Origin of the sequence: Desulfatibacillum aliphaticivorans DSM 15576 (assembly GCF_000429905.1) — a bacterium.
In the GTDB taxonomy this organism is placed as follows: Bacteria; Desulfobacterota; Desulfobacteria; order Desulfobacterales; family Desulfatibacillaceae; genus Desulfatibacillum; species Desulfatibacillum aliphaticivorans.
This window is the reverse complement of sequence record NZ_AUCT01000019.1, coordinates 23369-42793: the sequence shown is the minus strand read 5'-3', so window position 1 is coordinate 42793 and position 19425 is coordinate 23369. Positions and strand designations below refer to the sequence as shown.

At 55.4% G+C, this 19425-nt stretch carries 13 protein-coding genes; 1 reads left to right on the top strand and 12 read right to left on the bottom strand.

Going from position 1 to position 19425, the window contains the following annotated elements; translation table 11 throughout:
- Positions 1-16: 16 nt before the first annotated feature.
- From G491_RS31165 to G491_RS0116495, 7 genes are all read right to left on the bottom strand, one after another.
- Positions 17-2161: a methyl-accepting chemotaxis protein gene (locus G491_RS31165; protein WP_051327318.1), complete on the bottom strand. Its 2145-nt coding sequence runs from the start codon at positions 2159-2161 to the stop codon at positions 17-19.
- An 83-nt stretch (positions 2162-2244) separates the two neighbouring features.
- Positions 2245-3183 carry an ABC transporter substrate-binding protein gene (locus tag G491_RS0116525; protein ID WP_169829455.1) on the bottom strand — a complete coding sequence of 313 codons (939 nt, stop codon included), beginning with the start codon at positions 3181-3183 and terminating at the stop codon, positions 2245-2247.
- Between the two features lie 80 nt (positions 3184-3263).
- Positions 3264-3773, bottom strand: coding sequence for a chemotaxis protein CheW (locus G491_RS0116520; protein ID WP_035219181.1), 510 nt, complete (start codon positions 3771-3773; stop codon positions 3264-3266).
- Between the two features lie 26 nt (positions 3774-3799).
- Positions 3800-6136 (bottom strand): chemotaxis protein CheA, encoded by a 2337-nt coding sequence (locus tag G491_RS31160; protein WP_051327317.1) that lies wholly within the window; start codon positions 6134-6136, stop codon positions 3800-3802.
- Between the two features lie 301 nt (positions 6137-6437).
- Positions 6438-9302, bottom strand: coding sequence for a M16 family metallopeptidase (locus G491_RS0116505; RefSeq protein ID WP_169829454.1), 2865 nt, complete (start codon positions 9300-9302; stop codon positions 6438-6440).
- Positions 9303-9344: 42 nt separating this feature from the next.
- Positions 9345-10919 (bottom strand): ASKHA domain-containing protein, encoded by a 1575-nt coding sequence (locus tag G491_RS0116500; protein ID WP_051327315.1) that lies wholly within the window; start codon positions 10917-10919, stop codon positions 9345-9347.
- 25 nt (positions 10920-10944) lie between these two features.
- Positions 10945-11421, bottom strand: coding sequence for a tRNA (cytidine(34)-2'-O)-methyltransferase (locus G491_RS0116495; RefSeq protein ID WP_015948667.1), 477 nt, complete (start codon positions 11419-11421; stop codon positions 10945-10947).
- A gap of 724 nt (positions 11422-12145) precedes the next feature.
- Between G491_RS0116495 and G491_RS0116490 the strand changes: the two genes are divergently transcribed.
- Entirely contained in the window at positions 12146-12976 is an 831-nt protein-coding gene (locus tag G491_RS0116490; protein ID WP_169829453.1) for a GNA1162 family protein, read from the top strand.
- Between the two features lie 4 nt (positions 12977-12980).
- Here the strand turns inward: G491_RS0116490 and G491_RS34080 are convergent, their stop codons facing one another.
- The 5 genes from G491_RS34080 to G491_RS0116465 all read right to left on the bottom strand — a co-directional run bounded on the left by G491_RS34080 (position 12981) and on the right by G491_RS0116465 (position 19259).
- Positions 12981-15029: an ATP-binding protein gene (locus G491_RS34080; protein WP_051327314.1), complete on the bottom strand. Its 2049-nt coding sequence runs from the start codon at positions 15027-15029 to the stop codon at positions 12981-12983.
- A 139-nt stretch (positions 15030-15168) separates the two neighbouring features.
- On the bottom strand, positions 15169-16602 hold the full coding sequence (locus G491_RS0116480; RefSeq protein WP_028315377.1) for an RtcB family protein: 1434 nt from the start codon (positions 16600-16602) through the stop codon (positions 15169-15171).
- A gap of 12 nt (positions 16603-16614) precedes the next feature.
- Positions 16615-17040 carry an archease gene (locus G491_RS0116475; protein WP_028315376.1) on the bottom strand — a complete coding sequence of 142 codons (426 nt, stop codon included), beginning with the start codon at positions 17038-17040 and terminating at the stop codon, positions 16615-16617.
- Positions 17037-18425 (bottom strand): membrane-bound lytic murein transglycosylase MltF, encoded by a 1389-nt coding sequence (gene mltF, locus G491_RS0116470; RefSeq protein WP_015948672.1) that lies wholly within the window; start codon positions 18423-18425, stop codon positions 17037-17039. The genes G491_RS0116475 and mltF overlap by 4 nt, the downstream gene beginning before the upstream one ends.
- A gap of 294 nt (positions 18426-18719) precedes the next feature.
- Positions 18720-19259 carry a shikimate kinase gene (locus G491_RS0116465; protein WP_015948673.1) on the bottom strand — a complete coding sequence of 180 codons (540 nt, stop codon included), beginning with the start codon at positions 19257-19259 and terminating at the stop codon, positions 18720-18722.
- Between the last annotated feature and the right edge of the window lie 166 nt (positions 19260-19425).

Here is a 19425-nt window from a genome sequence, read left to right as displayed (position 1 = left end):
CCAAGTCTTTGCCCGGTTAGTATTTGCCGAATTCGCCGTCATCCAAGGCTATTAGCTGGTTAGGCTCAACGGTCCGGCTCCCGGAGTCATCCTGCCCCCAACCATCCTGAATCCGGGGCTTGTTCCCGATTGCCGGCCTGACCGTCCTCGCTCCTTCGCCTGTATATGCGGCCTTGCACGTTCCGCCGCCCTTGATTTTAAAACGGGCGAGCTGCGCCTGAACCTGAGTGGACTGGGCTGACAGGGCCTGGGCCGCGGCAGAGGTTTCCTCTGCGTTGGCGGTGTTTTGCTGGGTGGCGTCATCGATTTGTGAAAGGCCGATGTTAATCTGCGAAATCCCCTGAGCCTGCTCATTGGACGCGGCGGCGATTTCGCCCACCAGATCCGCCACCTTGGTGATGGTGTCATTGATGCCCGTCAAGGCTTCCGCTGTTTTTTCGGCGATGTCATTGCCGTCGGACACCTTGTGGGAGGAGCCTTCGATGAGGTCGGCGGTTTCCTGAGCCGCTTTGGCGCTCCTGGCGGCCAGGGACCGCACTTCCTGCGCCACGACGGCGAAGCCTTTTCCGTGCACGCCGGCTCTGGCGGCTTCCACGGCGGCGTTCAGGGCCAACAGGTTGGTCTGGAAGGCGATGTCATCAATGGTTTTAATGATCTTGGCGATCTGCTGGGAGGACTCGTTGATGGCGCTCATGGCGTCCATCATTTCGCCCATGCGGGAAGCGCCTTCATCTCCAGCCCTGCGGGCCTCCTCCGCCAGTTGATTGGCCTGAACAGCGTTGTCGGCGTTGGTCTTGGTCTGGGTGCTGATTTCGGACATGGAAGCGGAAATCTCCTCCAGGGATGACGCCTGCTCCGTCGCCCCCTGGGCCAGGGACTGGCTGCTGTCGGATATCTGGCGGGCGCCCTCATCCACCTGCTGGCCCGAGACTGTAAGTTCTCCCACCACGCTGTTAAGGCTCTCCACCATGTCGAACAAAGCCTTGCCCAGGACGTCTTTTTCGGAGGCCACCACAATATCCTGGCACAGGTCTCCGGCCGCAATGCCCTTGGCGGCCTGGGCGCGTTCCCGCATTCCCAGGACCACGGCGTTCAACGCCTCGCCCATCTGTCCCAGTTCATCGTTTCCGGTTTCTAGTTGCGCCGAAAGGTCTCCCATTTGCAGTTTTTTGGCCAGCCCCACCACCTGATGGACAGGCTTGATAACCATTCCGCCTATCAGGAACCAGGCCCCGACGCTGACAAAAGCCACCACAAAAAAACCGATGATGCCCAGCAGATTGCGGATCTTGTATGCAGAGGCCATGAATTCCTCCACATTGGAAGTGAGCGCCAGGCGCCAGCCGGCCCGGGGAATGATGCTCATGGCCGCAAACTTATCCACCCCTTTGAAGTTGTAGTAAAAACTTTTTGATTGCGAAGCCATCAAATCTTCGCCGAAAGGAAGATCATGCACATTAAGCGAAAGAATAAGGTTTGGGTCCGGGTGGACCAGCGTGGTGCCATCGGAGCCGACCAGGAATCCGTAGCCGGTTTTTCCGTACTTGATGGTATTTACGAATTTTTGGGCGATGGTATCCAGCGTCAGTGTGCACAGCAACACGCCCTGAACGTTCGTCACTTCATGGGCCGCGTTTTCCGGATACACGGGAGAAAACACATTAAAGACGGTCTTGCCGCTTTTCCCGCTGCGGTACACGCGGGAAACGCCCTGTTCGCCGTTCAGGGCCTTTTTAAAGTCCGCACTGCCGCCGAAAGACCTGGTCTTTTCACCGGCGGCCGCTCCGGACGCGATCATCGTCCCCGTTTTGTCCAACAGGATGATGGCCTCGTAATCCTTGTAGCCATCCAGCAATGCAGCCAGCAGTTCGCTCGCGGTTTTTCTCGCCGCCTTGCCCATGAAGGAATCCTGGGTGGAGGTGATGAGGGTCTTGTTGGCGCTCCAGCTTCCAATTTCCACGGCCCTGGCGTCCAGCCAGTCGGAAATCCTGTCCGCATTGGAGTTGATCTGGATTGCAAAACGGTTTTCCGAAACAGCAATGAGGGCCTCGGACACATACGAGTTGGTCACCAGAGTGGATAGCACCATTCCCAATATGATCAGCGCCGCTATGGGCAAAATGATTTTGTTGCGTAAATTCCACCTGATTTTGAATTTCATGCTCTTTCTCCTCTGTCCAAAATCCTGCGCCCCCTTTTTCCTCAGCGGGCTTTGTGCTCTGGCGACCCTGTCGTCCAAATCGCTTATTCCACCACGGTTGCCATTTCCAGAATGTTAAACGGAATTTCCACGCCCAGCTTTTCCGCTGTTTTGGCATTCACGTAAAACCTCGGGTCAGGATCGACCTGCACAGGCACATCCTTGATGGCTTTTCCCTGAACTATAACCTGATTCACCACTTCGGCCAGGATCATGCCCAGCTTGTTGTCATCGGCCACAAAGCCTCCCAGGGCGCCGGCTTTTACGGGCTTGTCGCTATAAGACAGAACCGGGGTGGATCCCGCCGCAGCCACAATGTTTGCCGCATTGTCAATGTGCAGGGCCTGACTTCCAATGATTATGGCTGACACCTTTCCTTCATATTCCTTGATGGCCGCCATGGCGTCGTCCGTGGTTGCGCACACTTTTTCGTTGTAGACGACGCCGAAAAGCGAACAAGCCTCCTGGGTTCCCTTGCGATCCACGGCCGAGGAGGGATTCCCTTGCGCCAAAAGCAGCAACACGGATTCCATATTCGGAAGTATGGCCTTAAACACTTCAAACTGGGTTTTGGTGGGAAGGTAATAGGTGACTCCGGTGATGTTGCCTTCCGGAGCGTTCATGTCCTTCATGGTTCCCAATGTTTCCGGATTGTTGCAGCCGCCGATGAATGTGGGAATCGAAGGGGGGTTCGCCCCGAGCCACTTTGCTCCGTTGGAGCGCAGGATGATCATGCCCTGCTTTTCCGTCTGCCATTGTTTGACCACTTCCGCCAAATCGTCCAGGGAGGCGAGCTCCTTTCTGTACTCCACGTTGAAGCCTTTGCCTTCAGAGCCCGCCTCGAAGCCAGAGGCCACCCTGTTCGCCATGCCGGACTTTCCCACCCAGGCCAGCCCCAGTTCGGCGGCAATTCCCAGACCGGCGAGCATAGAAACCAACACGATGCATAAAACAGCGATCAACAGCCTTTTTGCTCCATTCATTGCTTCCTCCTTCATTGCGTGCATGAAAATTGCGACCAAAGAATTCCATTGAAAATGCATTTATCGGGATTGCCGCCTTGCTAAACCGCGGAGGCCACCTGGGCCATTTCCTCCTCGTAGAGCAGTTTTTGCACGTCCAGCAGGATTTTGACCTCCTCGTCGACCTTGCCTAGCCCCGAGATGTAACGGCTGCCCGGCCTGTTGCTGACTTTGGGCGGAGGCTGAACCTGGGATTCGGGGATATCCAGCACATCGCTGACCTTATCCACAATCAGGCCGATCTGCTGATCCATCATATTCACCACCAGCACGCAGGTGCGGTCGTCGTACTCCACGGTTTCCATGCCAAAACGGGTTCTTACATCCATAATGGGGATAACCTGTCCCCTCAGATTGATAACCCCCTTGACAAAGTCCGGCATGTCCGGCACTTCGGTGATCTTCTGGAGGCCGACCACCTCAAGGACATGCATGATTTCTATGCCGTACTCCTCTTCACCTACGCGAAAGGTGAAATAACGGTCTTTTTGAGTGTCTTCCCCGTCTTCGTCGTACAGGTCCTCATCCACCATTTCGTTTTCTTTGCTCATGATTGCTTCTCCCTAAAAAATTTTGATTAAGCGGCTTCCAGTCCCTGGGCTTTTCTGATCAGTCCCGCCACGTCCAGAATCAGGCTGACTTCACCGTCGCCCAGGATGGTGCAGCCGGAAACGCCCCTCACACTGCCGATATAATTTGACAGGCCCTTGATAACCGCCTGCTGATCTCCCAGGATTTCATCCACGAACAAACAGGCCATCTCGCCCCTGTTTTCCACAATCACCAAAAGGCCGTCTTCCAGTTTATAGTTATCGGGCCGGGTGTTATGGAGTTCGTGAACCCGGTATATGGGAAGCAGTTGACCGCGCACCATGACCAGTTCCTGGCCGTCCATGGTTTTAGTGATCATCTCTTTTGTCACCTGGATATTTTCACGGACAGCCAAAAGGGGAACGGTGTATTTGGCTTTGCCCACGCGCACCAGCAGGCCTTCAATAATGGCCATGGTCAAAGGCAGGCGCAGCACAATGGTGCATCCATGGCCCGGGTTATTGCGCACATCGATGTGCCCCTTGATGCGTTCGATATTCTTCTTGACCACGTCCATGCCCACTCCGCGGCCGGAGATATCGGTCACCTGCTTGGCCGTGGAGAAGCCAGGATGAAAAATCATATTATAAACGTCCGAATCGCTCAGATCGGAGCCGTCGCCGCTTACAAGCCCGCGTTCTATGGCCTTGGACAGGATGTTTTCGCGGCTTAATCCCCTGCCGTCGTCCCGGATAAGCACCCAGACTTCGCCGCCCTCGTGACCGGCCTGAAGCAGAATTTCCCCGGTTTCGTCCTTGCCCGCGGCCTTTCTTTCGTCCGGCGGCTCCAGACCGTGGTCGATGGAATTGCGAACCAGGTGCACCAGGGGATCGGCTATGATTTCCCCGACGGTCTTGTCAATTTCCGTGTCTTCGCCGACCAGGGTGAGATTGATCTTCTTGCCGGCCTTGGCTGAAAGGTCGTGGACCAGGCGGATCATCTTTCGAAACACGCCGGCGATGGGAATCATGCGCACGGAAAGGGAAATATCCTGCAGGTCGCGAACTATCTTGCTCAGGTGCATGGCGGATTTTTCAAAATTCTCAAAATCGTGGCCCACCAAATCCGGGTTGCGAGTGACCATGGTTTCTGCAATCACCAGTTCGCCCACCAGATTGATCAAATGGTCCAGCTTCGCCAAATCCACGCGGATGTCCTGACGAACAATAGTTCTTGGGGCGGCCTTGGTTGCGGGCATTTCCTTGGGCTTGGCCGGAACGGCCTTGGGGCTCGCTGCGTCCTGGGGAGCCTCGGGCGCCTTTTCATCCCCCAGCTTGATTTCCAAACTGGGCTGGGGAGACTCCTCCGCCGGAGCAGGGACGGAGGCTGGCTCAGCAGCCTCGGGCTGGGGTTCTGCGGCGGGCTCCGGCTCGGCTTCCGATTCAGAGGCTTCGGGCAGAATTTCATCCAGGAGTTGCACGTACAACTCCAGGTTATCGATAGCGCCCTTGCCGCCGCTTGAAACGTCGGCCACGGCGTCCCGTAAAATATCCACTAATTTTAATAATATTCCGGTGTTGTCGGAGGTGGGGGCGATAATGCCTTCCTTGACGCCGCTGAGGACGTTTTCCATCCTATGGCTCATGCGTTCGGGATCGGAAAGCCCCATGAATCCGCAATTACCCTTAAAACTGTGCATGGCGCGAAAGGCTTCATGGACGGGTTCACCCGTGGTGTCGTCCTCCATGGTCAGGAGCATCGCCTCACATTGCTCCAGCAACTCGTCCGCCTCGGTGACAAACCGGTCCAGCATCTCCTGGGTTATGGGGATTTCAAATTCGTCAAAGGAAAAATCAGCCGCCGCAGGCTCGGGCGCCGGTTCAGCCGCAGGCTCGGGAGGCGGAGGCGGGGGAGGCGGCTCAAGGGGCTTGACAGGCTCGGGCTTTTTCGCTTTCGGAGCAGGAGAGGCGTCGCCGCCGCTCTGGCTGATGGCAATGCCCAACTCCTCCACCAAGCCGCTCACGGAATCTTCAAACCCTTTATCCGTCAAATTCGCATCCACGCTCGCCAGAATTTCCCGGATAAGATCCATGGCCTTGAACAGAGTGTCCATGTGCGCCCGGGTCATTTGGGTTTTGCCGGAACGAAACATATCCAGCAAGGTTTCCGCCTCATGGGTCAGCGAGGTGATGTTGTGCAACTCCAACATGCCCGCGCTGCCTTTCATGGAATGAAAAAGACGGAAGATGGAATTTATGGATTCAGTGTTTACTTGGTCAGGAACCTGTGAGGAAGCCTGAAGCTCTATGAGCTTGGGTTCCGCATCGTCCAGCAACTCCAGGCTGTCTAAAACAAATTCCCCAAGCAATGTAGCGTCTGCCATTTCGTTAACTCCTTGAATGCCCCTATTCAGAAAACCGAAAAAGCGGCCTTATATGCTTAATACGGCCTGTCCGCGCTATACGGGGGAGGAAAATTGCAATAATGGCGCCACCACTGATGAAAGTAAAAAAAGCCTTAAAATCAAGGATCTTATATAAATCAGAAAGGCGGTTTTACTTCTTCTTCGTTGAACTGAAACAAGGAAAGTCAAAAAAATGGCGAGCGTTGCAAGGGAATAATTGACGGAAAAAATGATGTGCATGAAGACGCGGCCCGAATAAGAGCGGGCCGCGTCTCTCTAATTAATTGATCTCCTGGGGAACAATCACTGCAACAGCCGCTTTTTCATTGATCAGATACTTTTTGGCGTATCCTGCAACGTCCTGCGTAGTGATTGAGGAGTAGTCCTGCAGAATGGATCTGCACCACTCCAACTGCTGAGGATGAATGGAGGAGCCTGAGAGGACCGTGTTCAACCAATAAGGATTTGTTCGCAGCATGTCCTTAATGCTTGTGACGGACGGCGCCAAGGCCCGTTCCACTTCATCCTTGTCCGGGCCCTTTGCAGCCAGATCCTCCGCGATTTTCTTCACCACATCCACCACTTCATCCGTCTTGGAAGGGTCAATGGTGATGGAGGCGGCCAGGTATCCGTACCCCGGAAAGGCTCTCCTGGGATGGTTCCATGCCTGGGGCGAGTAGGTAAGGCCCAATTTTTCGCGGACGTCCTTTCTCAAGCGGTCGGAGAACACTTCCGCCATGATGCTCAAACGGCGGGTGCGGGAGATGTCCCAGACGTCCTCCGTGGGAAAGGCCACAAGCACCATTCCTTTAACGATTTTTGTATCCACATTGAACAACCTGGACTCCCCGGCCGGAAAGCTGACCTTGTCGTCCCTGATTTCTTTTAAAGGCGTTCTTTCAGGCAACGAGCCCAAATAGAGGGCGGCCAGGCTTTTCACTTCATCCACATCCAGGTCTCCCACGATGGAAAGCTCTATAGGCGCAGACCTTAACGCCGGGGCCGTCCAGTTCTCCGCGTCCTCCAGGGTCAATGCCATGAACTGATCGCGGGGGGGCATTCCAAACCTGGAGTCCATGCCGGCGAAAAACGGCATGACATGAAGCTGCAGGGCCCCTTCCACGGTGTGAGACAGGTCATCGTACATCTGCTCAAACTGCTTCATGGAGCGGTCGTAAGCGTCCTGCCGGAACGCGGGATCCCGAAGATAATGGCTGTATAACCGGAAAAACAGGGGCAATTCCTTGGGAATGGTCGCTCCGTCCATGAAAAAGGCCTCTTCCTTGGCTTTGAGGCCAACGGAAGTGCTGGCGCCGGCCAGGGCCCGTTTCAATTCATCGTGGGTCAGGCCGCCCAGGCCGCTCTTGTTAAAAACGGAAGGCGCCAGGTACGCCAAACCGGGCTTGTCGACGGGCTCCTGGGCGCGTCCCGAGCCAAGGCGCATGGAAGCCAGAATCTGGCTGTCTTTGAAGTCGGTTTTCTTGATATTGACCGAGACTCCGTTTTCAAAAACCAGACGGACCACGCCCAGGTCGTCGATCGTCTCCTCCTGAACCACTTTGCCAGGCTTCTGAGGCTCCGGCAAATAGGGGAAGGCCTTGGTCTCCCGTTTTTCGGGCTGGTGGACCGGGGTTCCGGCGCTGGCTTCAAAAACGGTTTCAATATATTCTTCCGGCGTCGCCCCTTTTGGATCGATGGCCGCGTTTCCCGTAACCAGAACAAGTCGGTGGCTGGAAGGCCACGCCTTCCTGAGCGCTTTATGCAACGCCCGGCGGGAGGCCTCGCTTACAACAGGCCCGAACAGCTCCTTTTCCTGGGCGGGGCTCATCATCACTTCGTCGCTCATGACGTTCCTGACCACAAGCCTGGCCAGGGAATCGCTGTTTCTGGTCCCCGCCGCAGCGACTGCAGTATCCAGATTGGCCAAAAATTCCTTTTGCACCCGATCCACTTCTTCCTGGGTAAAGCCGTAGCGCAGGGCCTGACGAAGCTCCTGTTCCATGGCAGCCAGGGAGCCCTCCCAGTTTTCGGGTGAGCAGTCAGCGGAAATGCTGGAGTAATTGTAGCGATTCAAAAACAGGCCGGAGCCGATGGACGCATCGGTGAAGGGAGCGTCGGGCTGCTCTTTGAGATAATCCAGCCTGTACTTGACGATCCGGTTGGCCATGGCCTCCAAAACCCGCTTCTTTTGAACGGCGAAGGAATCGGGTTTGGGCTTTACGGTCGAAATGGTTTCTATGCTTACGGAGGTGTTTCCGGCCTCGGATTCATGATGGTAAAAGGTTTTCGTCCCTTTGTGGACCACCTTTTCCAGTTCCTCCTCCTGCGGCGCTTCGGTCCTGGCCTTGAAAGGCCCAAAGGCTTTTTCAATCAAGGGAACGGCCGTCTGGGGGTCGAAGTCCCCCACCATGACCAAAAAGATGTTATCCGGCCTGTACCACGCGTCGTAAAACTCCTTGAGAAGAGTTTGGTCCGCGGCTTTTATCACCTCTTCGGTTCCAATGGGCATGCGATAGGATATCTTGGCGTGATCCATGAAAAACTTGAGGGATTCCTCAAAGGTCCTGCTCGCGACGGAATCGCGGGTTTGCTTTTCGGCCAGGATGATCCCCCGCTCCCGGTCGATTTCCTCGGGCAATAAAGACAGGCCGTAGGAGTAGTCCGCCATGACGGTGAGCCCCTTTTCCAGGCTTTCCTTGGTTCCGTCGGGCAGAAGAAGCTGGTACACGGTTTCGTTGAAGCCGGTGTGGGCGTTTACGTCGTTGCCAAAGCGCATCCCAATGGCTTGAAAGTACTGGACCAGCTCGCCAGGGGGAAAATGTTCCGAGCCGTTAAAGGCCATGTGCTCCAGATAATGGGCTAAACCACGCTGGTTTTCCTCTTCGTTCAAAGACCCGGCTTTGACGCCCAACTTGATGGAAACCCTGTTTTTGGGTTCTTCGTTATGCATGAGGACGTATCCAAAGCCGTTGGGCAGGCGGCCGAAGGCCAGGGACGGGTCGGGGGGCAGGTCGCTTTTCTCATGGGGCCAGACCGGTTGTTGGGCCTTGGCGGCCCAGAGGGCGGAGGGAAGCAGCAGGGCGAAAATCATTACGACGGCCGCCGCCAGATAATAACGAGAGTTTTTCCTAAGCAATGACATCATGCATCCTTTCATGGCTCCGGATCGTTGCGGATTTCCATGGCTTTATTGCGGTATCTTCACCGAGGGAAATAAAGCCGGATTGGTATGGGGGATGAACTTGGCCGCCGAAAAGCGGTTCATGAACTCCTGATTTACATTCAGCTCCATATAGGTGATTTTTTCGCGAATCTCCCTGACAACTCCCACGGCTTCCCGTTGAAGCAAAACCTGGGTGGCGCCTTCCAGGGACGTATTGCCCAAGGCCTTGTAGGTGGAAAGGGGCAGATCGGGGATCATGCCTATTGTAATGGCTGACACAGGATCAATGTAGGAGCCGAAGGTTCCTGCAATATTGAATTCGGCCAGGTCGGTGAACGCCAGCCCTACCGTATTGGTGATGGTGCGCAAAATGGTGTACATGGCGGCCTTGGAGCGCACCAGGCTGTCCAGGTCGGCCTGGGAGAACAATAAGGCCCGGCCATTGGCGGAGTCTTCTTTACTGACAATAATCAATGCCGGAATTTCGTCCTGTTCGGTCAGGCGTCCTTCGCAGGCAGAGGGAACCAGCTTGCCCCGGAGGTCGATCATGCCGGCCAAAAAAAGCTGGGCGGCCAGGTCGATGACGCCGGAGCCGCAAATGCCAACAGGCTTGATGCCCCCAATGGTTTGAAAAACGAACTCGCGGGTTTTGGGGTCTATGCGGACTTTTTCAATGGCGCCGGGGCCTGCCAGCATGCCCATGGCGGTCACCCCGCCTTCCAGGGCGGGTCCGGCCGCGCCTGCGCAAGCCATAAGCCAGTCCTTATTGCCCACCACCACTTCCGCGTTGGTGCCCACGTCCACCAACATGGAGACGTCTTCCTTGCAGTACATGTCCGAGGACAGAATTCCCGCCAAAAGGTCTCCGCCGAAATAGCTGCCTACGTTGGGAAACACATAGACTCTGGCGGATTTGGCAAAGTCCAGGCCAATATCCCGGCACTTGAGAAAACCGGGGCTGTTGACCATGGGGGTGTACGGCTCCCGGATGATCCAATAGGGATCGGCCCCCAGCAGCAAATGGGTCATGGCTGTGTTTCCGGCGGCGGCGACGCAATAAACGTCCTTGGGGGAAAGGCCGCAAGCGGCGGCCAGACGGGCGCCTTCCTGGCTGATGCCTTGCCCAATGTGGCTTTGCAACTCCTCCAGTCCGCCTTCCTGCTCGGCGTAATGAATTCTTGCCAGCACGTCAGGCCCTATCCGCCCCTGGGGATTGTCAAAGGAGGACTCCTTTAACACCTGTCCGGTCCGCATGTCCACCAAGCGCAAAACCACGCGGGTGGTTCCCAGGTCCACGGCGAGCCCTGGCAAGGGGCCGGCCTTTTTGGGCGCAACCCCCACAAGCACCGCTTCCCCGCCCTGGCCGAAAAGCGTGCAATCCATGGCGCCTTCTCCGGTCCGGAGAATTTTCGGGAGGGCCTTCAACACCTCCATGTCCACCGATATTTTCATGCCGCCCATGGGTTTTTCCAACTGGCTGCATAAACGTTCTACGAAAGCGGTATTATTTTCCAGGCTTGGCGCCGGTATTTCAACTGTCTGCACCCAGGCGCTTTTCGTGTGTGCGCCCGGCTGTGTGTTGGAATTTGCTGTACTCAAAACGCATTGGCTCCTGTTCGTCTTCTTATTTCCAAGCATGCCCCGGCGGAAGCCCCCGCATGCTTTCATAAAGGACTATGCCGGCCGTGGTCGACAGGTTCAGACTGCGAATCTCATTGGTTATGGGCACATGATACACATTCCCCGGGTATTGGTCCAGAACGCCCTGGGGCAGCCCCCGGGTTTCCGCGCCCAAAACCAAAAACAAACGGGTCATGTGAGAGGGCATGTCCCAAAACGGACGCGCCCCAAGTTTGGAGAACAAAAGGGTCTCGTCAGGAGCATTCTGCATCTTGGCGGAGAACTCGTCAAACGACCCCCAGGTGTGCAGCCGAACCTTTTCCCAATAATCCAGGCCGGCCCTTTTTACATGGCTGCTGTCCAGGGAAAAGCCCAAAGGCTTGATCAGATGCAAATCAGCTCCCGCGCCCAGGCACGTGCGGCCAATATTGCCCGTGTTCCAATGAATTTCCGGTTCAACCAGTACTATGTGTCTTTCCATAACCCAAACCCAAAGGGGGATTTGACCCCAAGTTAGAATAGTATAATCATTGCCCAGGCCTTTGTCCCGTATTGGGATAGCCTTTTTTTCCCAAGGATTCAAGACAGGGCGGCTTTCTCAGAAAAAGACATAAAAATTCCTGGTGATTCCAAAGGTCTGGACATGGAGGAAAAAATCCGTTCGGATCGGCCAAGGCAAAAAATGCTTGACAGTTATTCTAGTTAGGAATTTTTGTATCTTCGTACAATTTTTAAACCCTATAAATATTATATATTACAAATATTTATATTTATTTTTATCATTATTTTTTGACTAGCCGTATTACTTTCTCTTGACAAGGGACCATGAGGTTCTTATTATTTTCTCACCTTAGGGAAAAGACCCCCCCTTTTCTTAAAGGAGCCCCTGGCAGAGCGCCCTGCTCTAGCCAGGGGATTTTTTTTTGCCCTTCCTTGGTCCCAACCATTGCCAAACGACGGATTTTCACATAATAACCTCATATCGCCCCTTGGCTCTTGACTGACCTTTCTAGTTCTGATTTCATAATAAATTATGAGGGGGGATTCACAGCCTGTTCAAGTGAGTTAGACAATTGGAATTATTTTTTTCGGGAGACGGCAAAGCTCCGCAATATATCCGCGCGCGCCGCGGTAAATCGCTTGTATTCGCATTGGTTTCGGCGCTTTTAGCCCTTATGTTTGCTTTCCAGGGGTGTTCGTCTCATTTGGACGAGTCTCCCGGAAATTTTCAAACCCGCGCCTCCCGGACCTGCCCTCCCCATTCCGTAGCTCTGCTTCCATTTGAAAACCTGACCGAATGCCCTGAAATCGCCCAACTGGTGCGCGAGAGTTTGTACAGTCATCTGTCGCCCAAGCATTATGAGGACGTCGAACTTGGGGAAGTGGACGCCAGGCTGGAATCCATAGGCCTTTCCAGCTTTGAGGACGTGCAAAGCGTAGAGGTTCGCAAGTTGGGCGAGCTTTTGCACGCCGACGCCGTGGTTTACGGGTCCGTCACCAAATGCAGCAGGGTTTATATCGGCGTCTTTTCTTCGGTCTGCGTAGCGACCTCTTTGGAGGTGTATGACACCCGCACGGGAGAAAAGGTCTGGACGGACTTTGAGGAGGCCTGCTTTCATGACGGGGGAGTTCCCCTGGACGTCTTGTCCATCCCTCTTACGGCCATGCGCTCAGGCATGAACATGCGGGAAGTGGTTCGAGTGCGGGTGGTGGACGACCTTTGCCGCACTTTGGTCGCCCGGGTTCCCGCCGCCCAGGAGACGGAATTCCATGTAGAAGAGTCTGCGGGGTCGGACAGTTTTGAGCTGCAGGTGGGGGCTTTTCATGAGGAAGACGGCGCCGTGGAAACAGCGGCCTCCATGCACAAAAAGGGATTCGCCGCGTTCGTGCGCAAGGACGAGGAGCAGGGGAGCGTCTGGTACCGGGTTTTGGTGGGGCCTTTCAGCGATAGAAATGAGGCGGAGTCCACCCTGGCCAGGGTTAGGGAGAGCGGGACGCAAGACGCCTTTATCCGCCGGTTTCACATCCCGGAGTAGGAGTTCAGGTTACGCCGTCCAGGGTTTTACGCACAATGCGGGCCAAATCCAGACCCTTGGCCGGTTTGCTCAGCCAGGCGCTTGCCCCTATTTCTTCAATCGCTTCATCGGAGACTGCGTCGTTATACCCGCTGCACAAGATGCACTTGAGGTCCGGCCGGATTTTGCGGATAAGCCGGATTAACCGATCCCCCTTCATTCCCGGCATGGTCAAATCCGTAATAACCAGATCAAATCGCAAGGGATCTTCCTCCACCATGGCCAGAGCCTTTGCCGGGTCCAAAGCCTCCGTCACCGAATACCCCAGCCGCTCCAGACGGATTTTATTGGTTCTTGCAATGGATTCTTCATCGTCCACAAACAAAATACTTTCCGTGCCGCCGGCAATGACATCCCCATTGGCGGCCTCTTCCTGCTCCACTGCTTCCGCTGCGGGAAAGAAGCATAATGCCCGGGTCCCCCGGCCTTCTTCACTCTCAATCCTGATTCCGCCTCCATGCCCCAAAAGGATTCCCTGCACCACGGAAAGCCCCATGCCCAGGTTGCGGCCGAACCCCCTGGTGGTGAAATAGGGCTCAAAAATCCGTTCCATGGCCTGCGGTGCAATGCCATGGCCGTTGTCCTGCACTTCTATACACACGTATTTTCCGGGAGGAAGGTCCTGACCAAAAACCCGGAGGGGCGTAAAAAGCTCTTTGGTGTATATGCGAACGTCAACCAGTCCTCCCGCGCTCCCCAGCGCCTGGACCGAATTGGTGATTAATTGCACAACAACCTGCTGAATCTCTTGGGGATCTCCAAGAATCCATCCGTCCTCCGGGGAGTAACGGGGACGAAACTCCACCCCCTTTCCGATTGTCCCCCTGATGAGCTTCAGGGCCTGCGTGGTAATCGGGCCCACGTTCAGCCGGGTTTTTCCCGATGGGGTTTTCCGGCTGAAACGCATAATCTGCTGCACCACTTTTTTGCCCCGGGCGCATGCAGCAATCACGTCCTGCAAAAACATCCGGCTTTCCCTGTTTTCCGGGGCGTCTTCCAAAGCAAGCTCCGTATTGCCGAGTATGATGCTCAATAAATTATTGAACTCATGGGCGATGCCTCCTGAAAGCGTTCCAATGGAGCGCATCCTGTGGGCGTGGAGCAATTGCTTTTCCATCCTTTGGATTTCTTCAAGATCCCGGGCCAAAGCCAGGTTGGCTTCTTCCAACTCCTTGGTTCTCATTTTGACCGTCTGCTCCAGACGGGCCGTTTGCCGCCGTGAAAGACTGATTGCCATAATAATGGCCGTCAGGCCCGCCAGACCGAAAATCCAGGTGAGTGCGCGGGGCAGTTGGGGAGGCTTTTTTGCCTCCATGGGCATGGAGGTCATGACCCACGTCTGGTCAAGCACCCGGACGATTTGCCTATAGATCCTTCCCGACAATTGCTCGGGCCCGGAAAAAACATGATCGTTCAGGTCGGCCAGTTGCATGATGATTCCCGCGTGCCGCTCCTCGCAGACGGCTTCCTTAATCAGCGCCGGCAGATCGTACACCCCTATGGCGAGGCCCAAAAACTTGTCGCCGTCGAAAATCGGCGTCCGGACGACCACGCCCATTCCTCCCTGACGCAAAGAAAAGGGGCCTTGGAGGGAGGGTTTTTTGGCTTCTATCGCCTTTCTGGTGAACGGCCCCCTTTTGGGATCCGTAATGAGGACCATTGGCTTGGTTATGGTGATTTCGTTGCCTTTGGGCGGATAAACGTAAGTTACCTGGGTTTGGGAGTCTGCGTACTGCAGGGCTCGGACCGGAGGATTTTTCTCCAACAACGATTGGGCGAAACGGGCGAATTCCTCCGGCTTTGTCCGGGGATGGATAATAAAAAGCGCTTCCAGAGCGCTTACGGCGTTAAACCGGGATTGGATGCTGTTTTCCAGACGGATTCGGGCTGTCTCCGACATGATAAGAAAGTCTTCCTGATGCTTTCTTTCCACGTCCTTCAAAAGCCACGCATCTATGAAGAAAAGCGCTGTCACGCCCACGCACGCTATGGCCAATAAAAGGAAATTCTTCACACGGACCCGCCTTGTCAGAGGCTGACATAATCAGTTCAGGGCTAACGCCGTCCACCTGCAATCTACGCGGCCCTGCTCGCCCAACTTAAGGTCGCATGGATAACAGCCTAAATTTTAGCAAAATACGTACCAGACAGATCTACCCCTTAACCACGACCACCGGACGGAGCCTGGCCACCTTTCGGGAAATCCCGGCGCCGTGCACCACTTCCACCACCTCACTCACGTTTTTATAGGCCTCGGGAACCTCTTCCGCCAGAGTCGTGCGGCCGGTCCATTTCACACGAATGCCCTTATCCAGCAACTCCCGATGGATGGAACGGCCCTTGACCGCTTTTTTCGCCTGGGTGCGGCTCATGACCCGGCCGGCGCCGTGACAGGTGGAGCCGAAGGTCTCCTCCATGGCCTTTTCCGTACCGGCCAGCACATAAGAGCAGGTTCCCATGTCGCCCGGAACCAAAACCGGCTGCCCCACCTTCCTGTAGGCGCTGCAAACGTCAGGATGCCCCGGGGCAAAAGCTCGGGTGGCCCCTTTTCTGTGCACGCACAAAGCGCGGGACACGCCGTCCACCACGTGGGTTTCCTTTTTGGCGATGTTGTGGCACACGTCATAAATCAGACGCATGCCCAGGTCCCGCGGGCACATGCCCAGGGTTTTCAGCAAGACCTCCTCCGCCTGATGCATGAGTATCTGCCGGTTGGCCCAGGCGTAATTGGCTGCGCAAGCCATGGCGGAGTAATACTCCTTGCCCAATTTGGAGTTGATCCACGAGCAGACCAGTTGGCGGTCGGGAAGCTCTATGCCCAAATCCTTGGACTTCTTCGTCATGCGCGCCAGATAATCGTCGCAAACCTGGTATCCCAGCCCCCGGGATCCGGAATGAAGAAAAACGGTGACCTGTCCTTCAGACAGGCCATAGACGTCAGCAATGGCAAGGTCAAAGACTTCGTCCACCACCCCGACTTCCAAAAAATGGTTGCCCGAGCCCAGGGTGCCCAACTGCTTGAGGCCCCGCTGCAAAGCCCGTTCGCTGACCGCTTCCGAATCCGCGGCGCCCATGCAGCCGTTTTCCTCGGTATGCTCCAGGTCCGAATCCGCGCCCATACCCTGGGAGACCGCCCAGCGGCTGCCTTGTTCAAGCACCCTTTTGGCTTCCTTTTGGTTCAGTTTGACGAATCCCGTGGAGCCCACCCCGCAGGGTATGCCCTGGTACAGGGCGTCGGCGATTTTATCTAAATAGGGCTGCAGGCTGTCCATATCCAACGAGGTGGCCGCCAGCCGGACCCCGCAGTTGATGTCGTAGCCCACGCCGCCGGGGGAGATGACCCCGTCCTGCCAGTCAAAGGCCGCCACGCCGCCGATGGAAAAGCCGTATCCCCAGTGGATGTCGGGCATGGCCATGGAGGCTTTGACGATCCCGGGCAGGGTCGCCACGTTGGCCACCTGTTTGAGGCTTTGATCGGCCTCCATGCCGGGCATGAGGGCTTTGCTGGTGTATATGCGGCCGGGAACCCGCATGTTCCCTTCCTGGGCTATTTCGTAGCAATAGGGGCTTTTTTCAATAAGACGCATGGCCATACTCCTTTACACGTCGCAAATAACCTGGCACTCCCATCCGCCATCCGTTTGTTCAACCCTGGCCTGATGGTAGGTCACAGCCTTGATTTCCTCCAGGATTTCATGCTTTTCAGGGTCGTACGCCTCCGTATACACTGTTGCGCACAAAAACGACTCTTCCGCTGTTTCCACCTCAGCGTGGGAGAACGCCTCCCCTTCGCCTGCAAATAAAAACAGAATTTCCCGGAGCCAGTTGACCATAAGATCCGTCCGGTCCTCCCCTTCAACCTTTATTCGATGCTTCAAACGGGGCTCTACGGGGGAGTCGCCCAGCATCAGGTCGGTCAGGGCAAGGGCCGCGTTTGCAAACAATTCTTCCGGGCTTTCCGCGCAAAGGGTGAATCCGTAGTCCGCGGTATGATCGATCAGCGTGTATTCGGTTTTCTTTTTCATGATCTCAAGACAACGGCCTTGCGCCGGAGAATATCGTAATAGGCCATGACGTTGTTTACGTAGTGGATGGGTTCGTACCCCCGGCAGTATCCGTGCTTTGCCTTGGAATAGTATTTCTTCTGCCTTAAAAGCGGCAGCGTTTTTTCCAAGGTGGGCCAGACCATGGGGTTCATGTCCAAATCCCGGGCGAGAGCCATGGCGTCCCTCACGTGTCCGTACCCCACGTTATAGGAAGCCAGGGCCAGGCGTGTGCGTTCCGGCTCCGGAACGTCCGGAAACATTCCAATGAGCTTGTTGAGATAGTCAGCCCCGGCCTCGATGCTCTGCCGGGGATCCAGGCGGTTTTCAATGCCCATCTCCAAGGCGGTCGTCCGGGTGATCTGCATAAGCCCCTTTACCCCGGTGCGGCTCACCGCTTCCGGGTCGTAGTGGGACTCCTGGTACATCATGGCGGCGATCAGGCGCCAGTCCAGGTTCTTTTCCCGGGCCACGTCCTTGATCATATCCTGGTATCGGGGCAGACGGGATTTGATGCGGTTGTGAAAGCGTCTCAAATCCAGGTATTCGCGATAAGTTCCGTTGCCGAAATACCGCGTATTGACGGCGTGCATGGCGCCGTTATCCTCCGCCTGCTCCAAAAAGCGGTTTATGGCTTCCCGCAGGGAAGCCTGGCCCGGCGCAACAGCCCAGGCCACAGGCATGGAATCGCCAATGGGGAACAGGGTCTGGATAGCAGGGTGATAGCGCCGGTACAAATCGGCGGTGCGGTCGCTCGTCACGGTCAGTTCAATCTGCTTATTCTCCACCATGCTAAGGAGGTTGTCCACGGTCTTCCTGCGGGTTTCTATCTTGAAATGAATCCCGCCGTCCCGCAAGCGGCGAAGGCAATATTCCTCCGCGCTCCCCTTTCGCACGTAAACCGTTTTTCCCTTTATATCGTCCACGGAAAGAATCAAACGATTATCCTTATGGGCCACAAGATACATCTGCGACTGGGCGTACGGCTCGGAAAAATCCACCAGCTTTTTGCGGACCGGAGTGACGCGGATGCCTGCGGCCGCAAAATCCCCCTGGCCGCTCCTGAGAAGGGAAAACAGCTTCTCCTCTTTAACGGATCGAACCTCCAATTCGACCCCCAGGTGATCGGCGAAAGCCGATGCCAGGTCGTATTCAAATCCTGTATGCTGAGTTCTATAAATATAATGCGTGTGAAGCGAATCCCTGGTTAAAAGGGTGATCTTGCCCCTTTCCATGACTTGATCCAGGGAGTCGTCTTCAAATGTAGGCCCGATACATCCTTGAAAACTGATTATCTGGGCCGCAACAGCTACAGCGACTATTCCCCTTACGGCCCGGGCGACACGATTTTTCAGTCCCAAATCCACGTAGCAAGTTCCTCAACAGAATGGGGGAGGAGCGCAGTTAACTTCAAATCAATGCAGCAGCGCGTCCGCCCTTTTTCTCTTCCGGACCAGTTATAGCCTTTTTTCTGTAAAAGGCTGATTTCACAGGAGGGAAGCAGTGTAAATAAGACGCAATTTTGCCAGCGCGCAACATACTATAGTACTAAACCCCGGCATAATTCACAATGGGCATTTTCACCAGATTGACAGACGTGCGATAAAAATGCGTTAAATTCGAAAAAAGGGTGGGTTCTTCAAACCGCGAAAAACCGCGCGTCAGCACTCGGTCTCAGGCTTGAGAATGCCGGGGTTCTCATCCAGAGCTTGGATGATTCGCCCCACGATCTGATCCGGGGTCAGGCTTTGGCATTCCACGGCGATTCGGCCGTATTTCAAATAAAGGGGCCTGCGGGCCGCATAAAGGTCGGCTACTGTCTGGCCGGGGTCCATGACCACGCCCCGGTTTCCGATGTCCGCCAGGCGCTGCTCCAGGCTCTCCAGGTCGATTCGCAAATGCACAATCACTCCGTTTTCAGCCAGATGAGCCATGGCCTTGTCGCTGTACACCGCGCTTCCCCCTGTGGCGATGACGTGGCAATGATGCTCCAGGCCGCAAATGTAGCGTTCCTCCACCTCCCGGAAGAAGGCCAGGCCTTTTGCGTCGATGATCTCCTGGAGGGTGACGCCCTCACCGGCCTGGATGATGATGTCGGTGTCCACAAAGGAAAAGCCTAAAGATTTTGCCAACAGCACGCCGATGGTGCTTTTACCCACGGCGGGCATTCCGATGAGGACAACGTTGCGTTTGGGTTCCATTATTTTTCCCCTTCCTTGTCCAAGAGCTGGAAGAAGTTGAAATTGCTGGTTGAAATCTGCCTTAAACCATTATACTGGTTTTTGCCTGTCCGGGAAAGTGCGGGTCGGCCGCGCATAAAAAAATAATCCCGGAACCAATACCGGACTCCGGCCCTGCAAAGGCGGG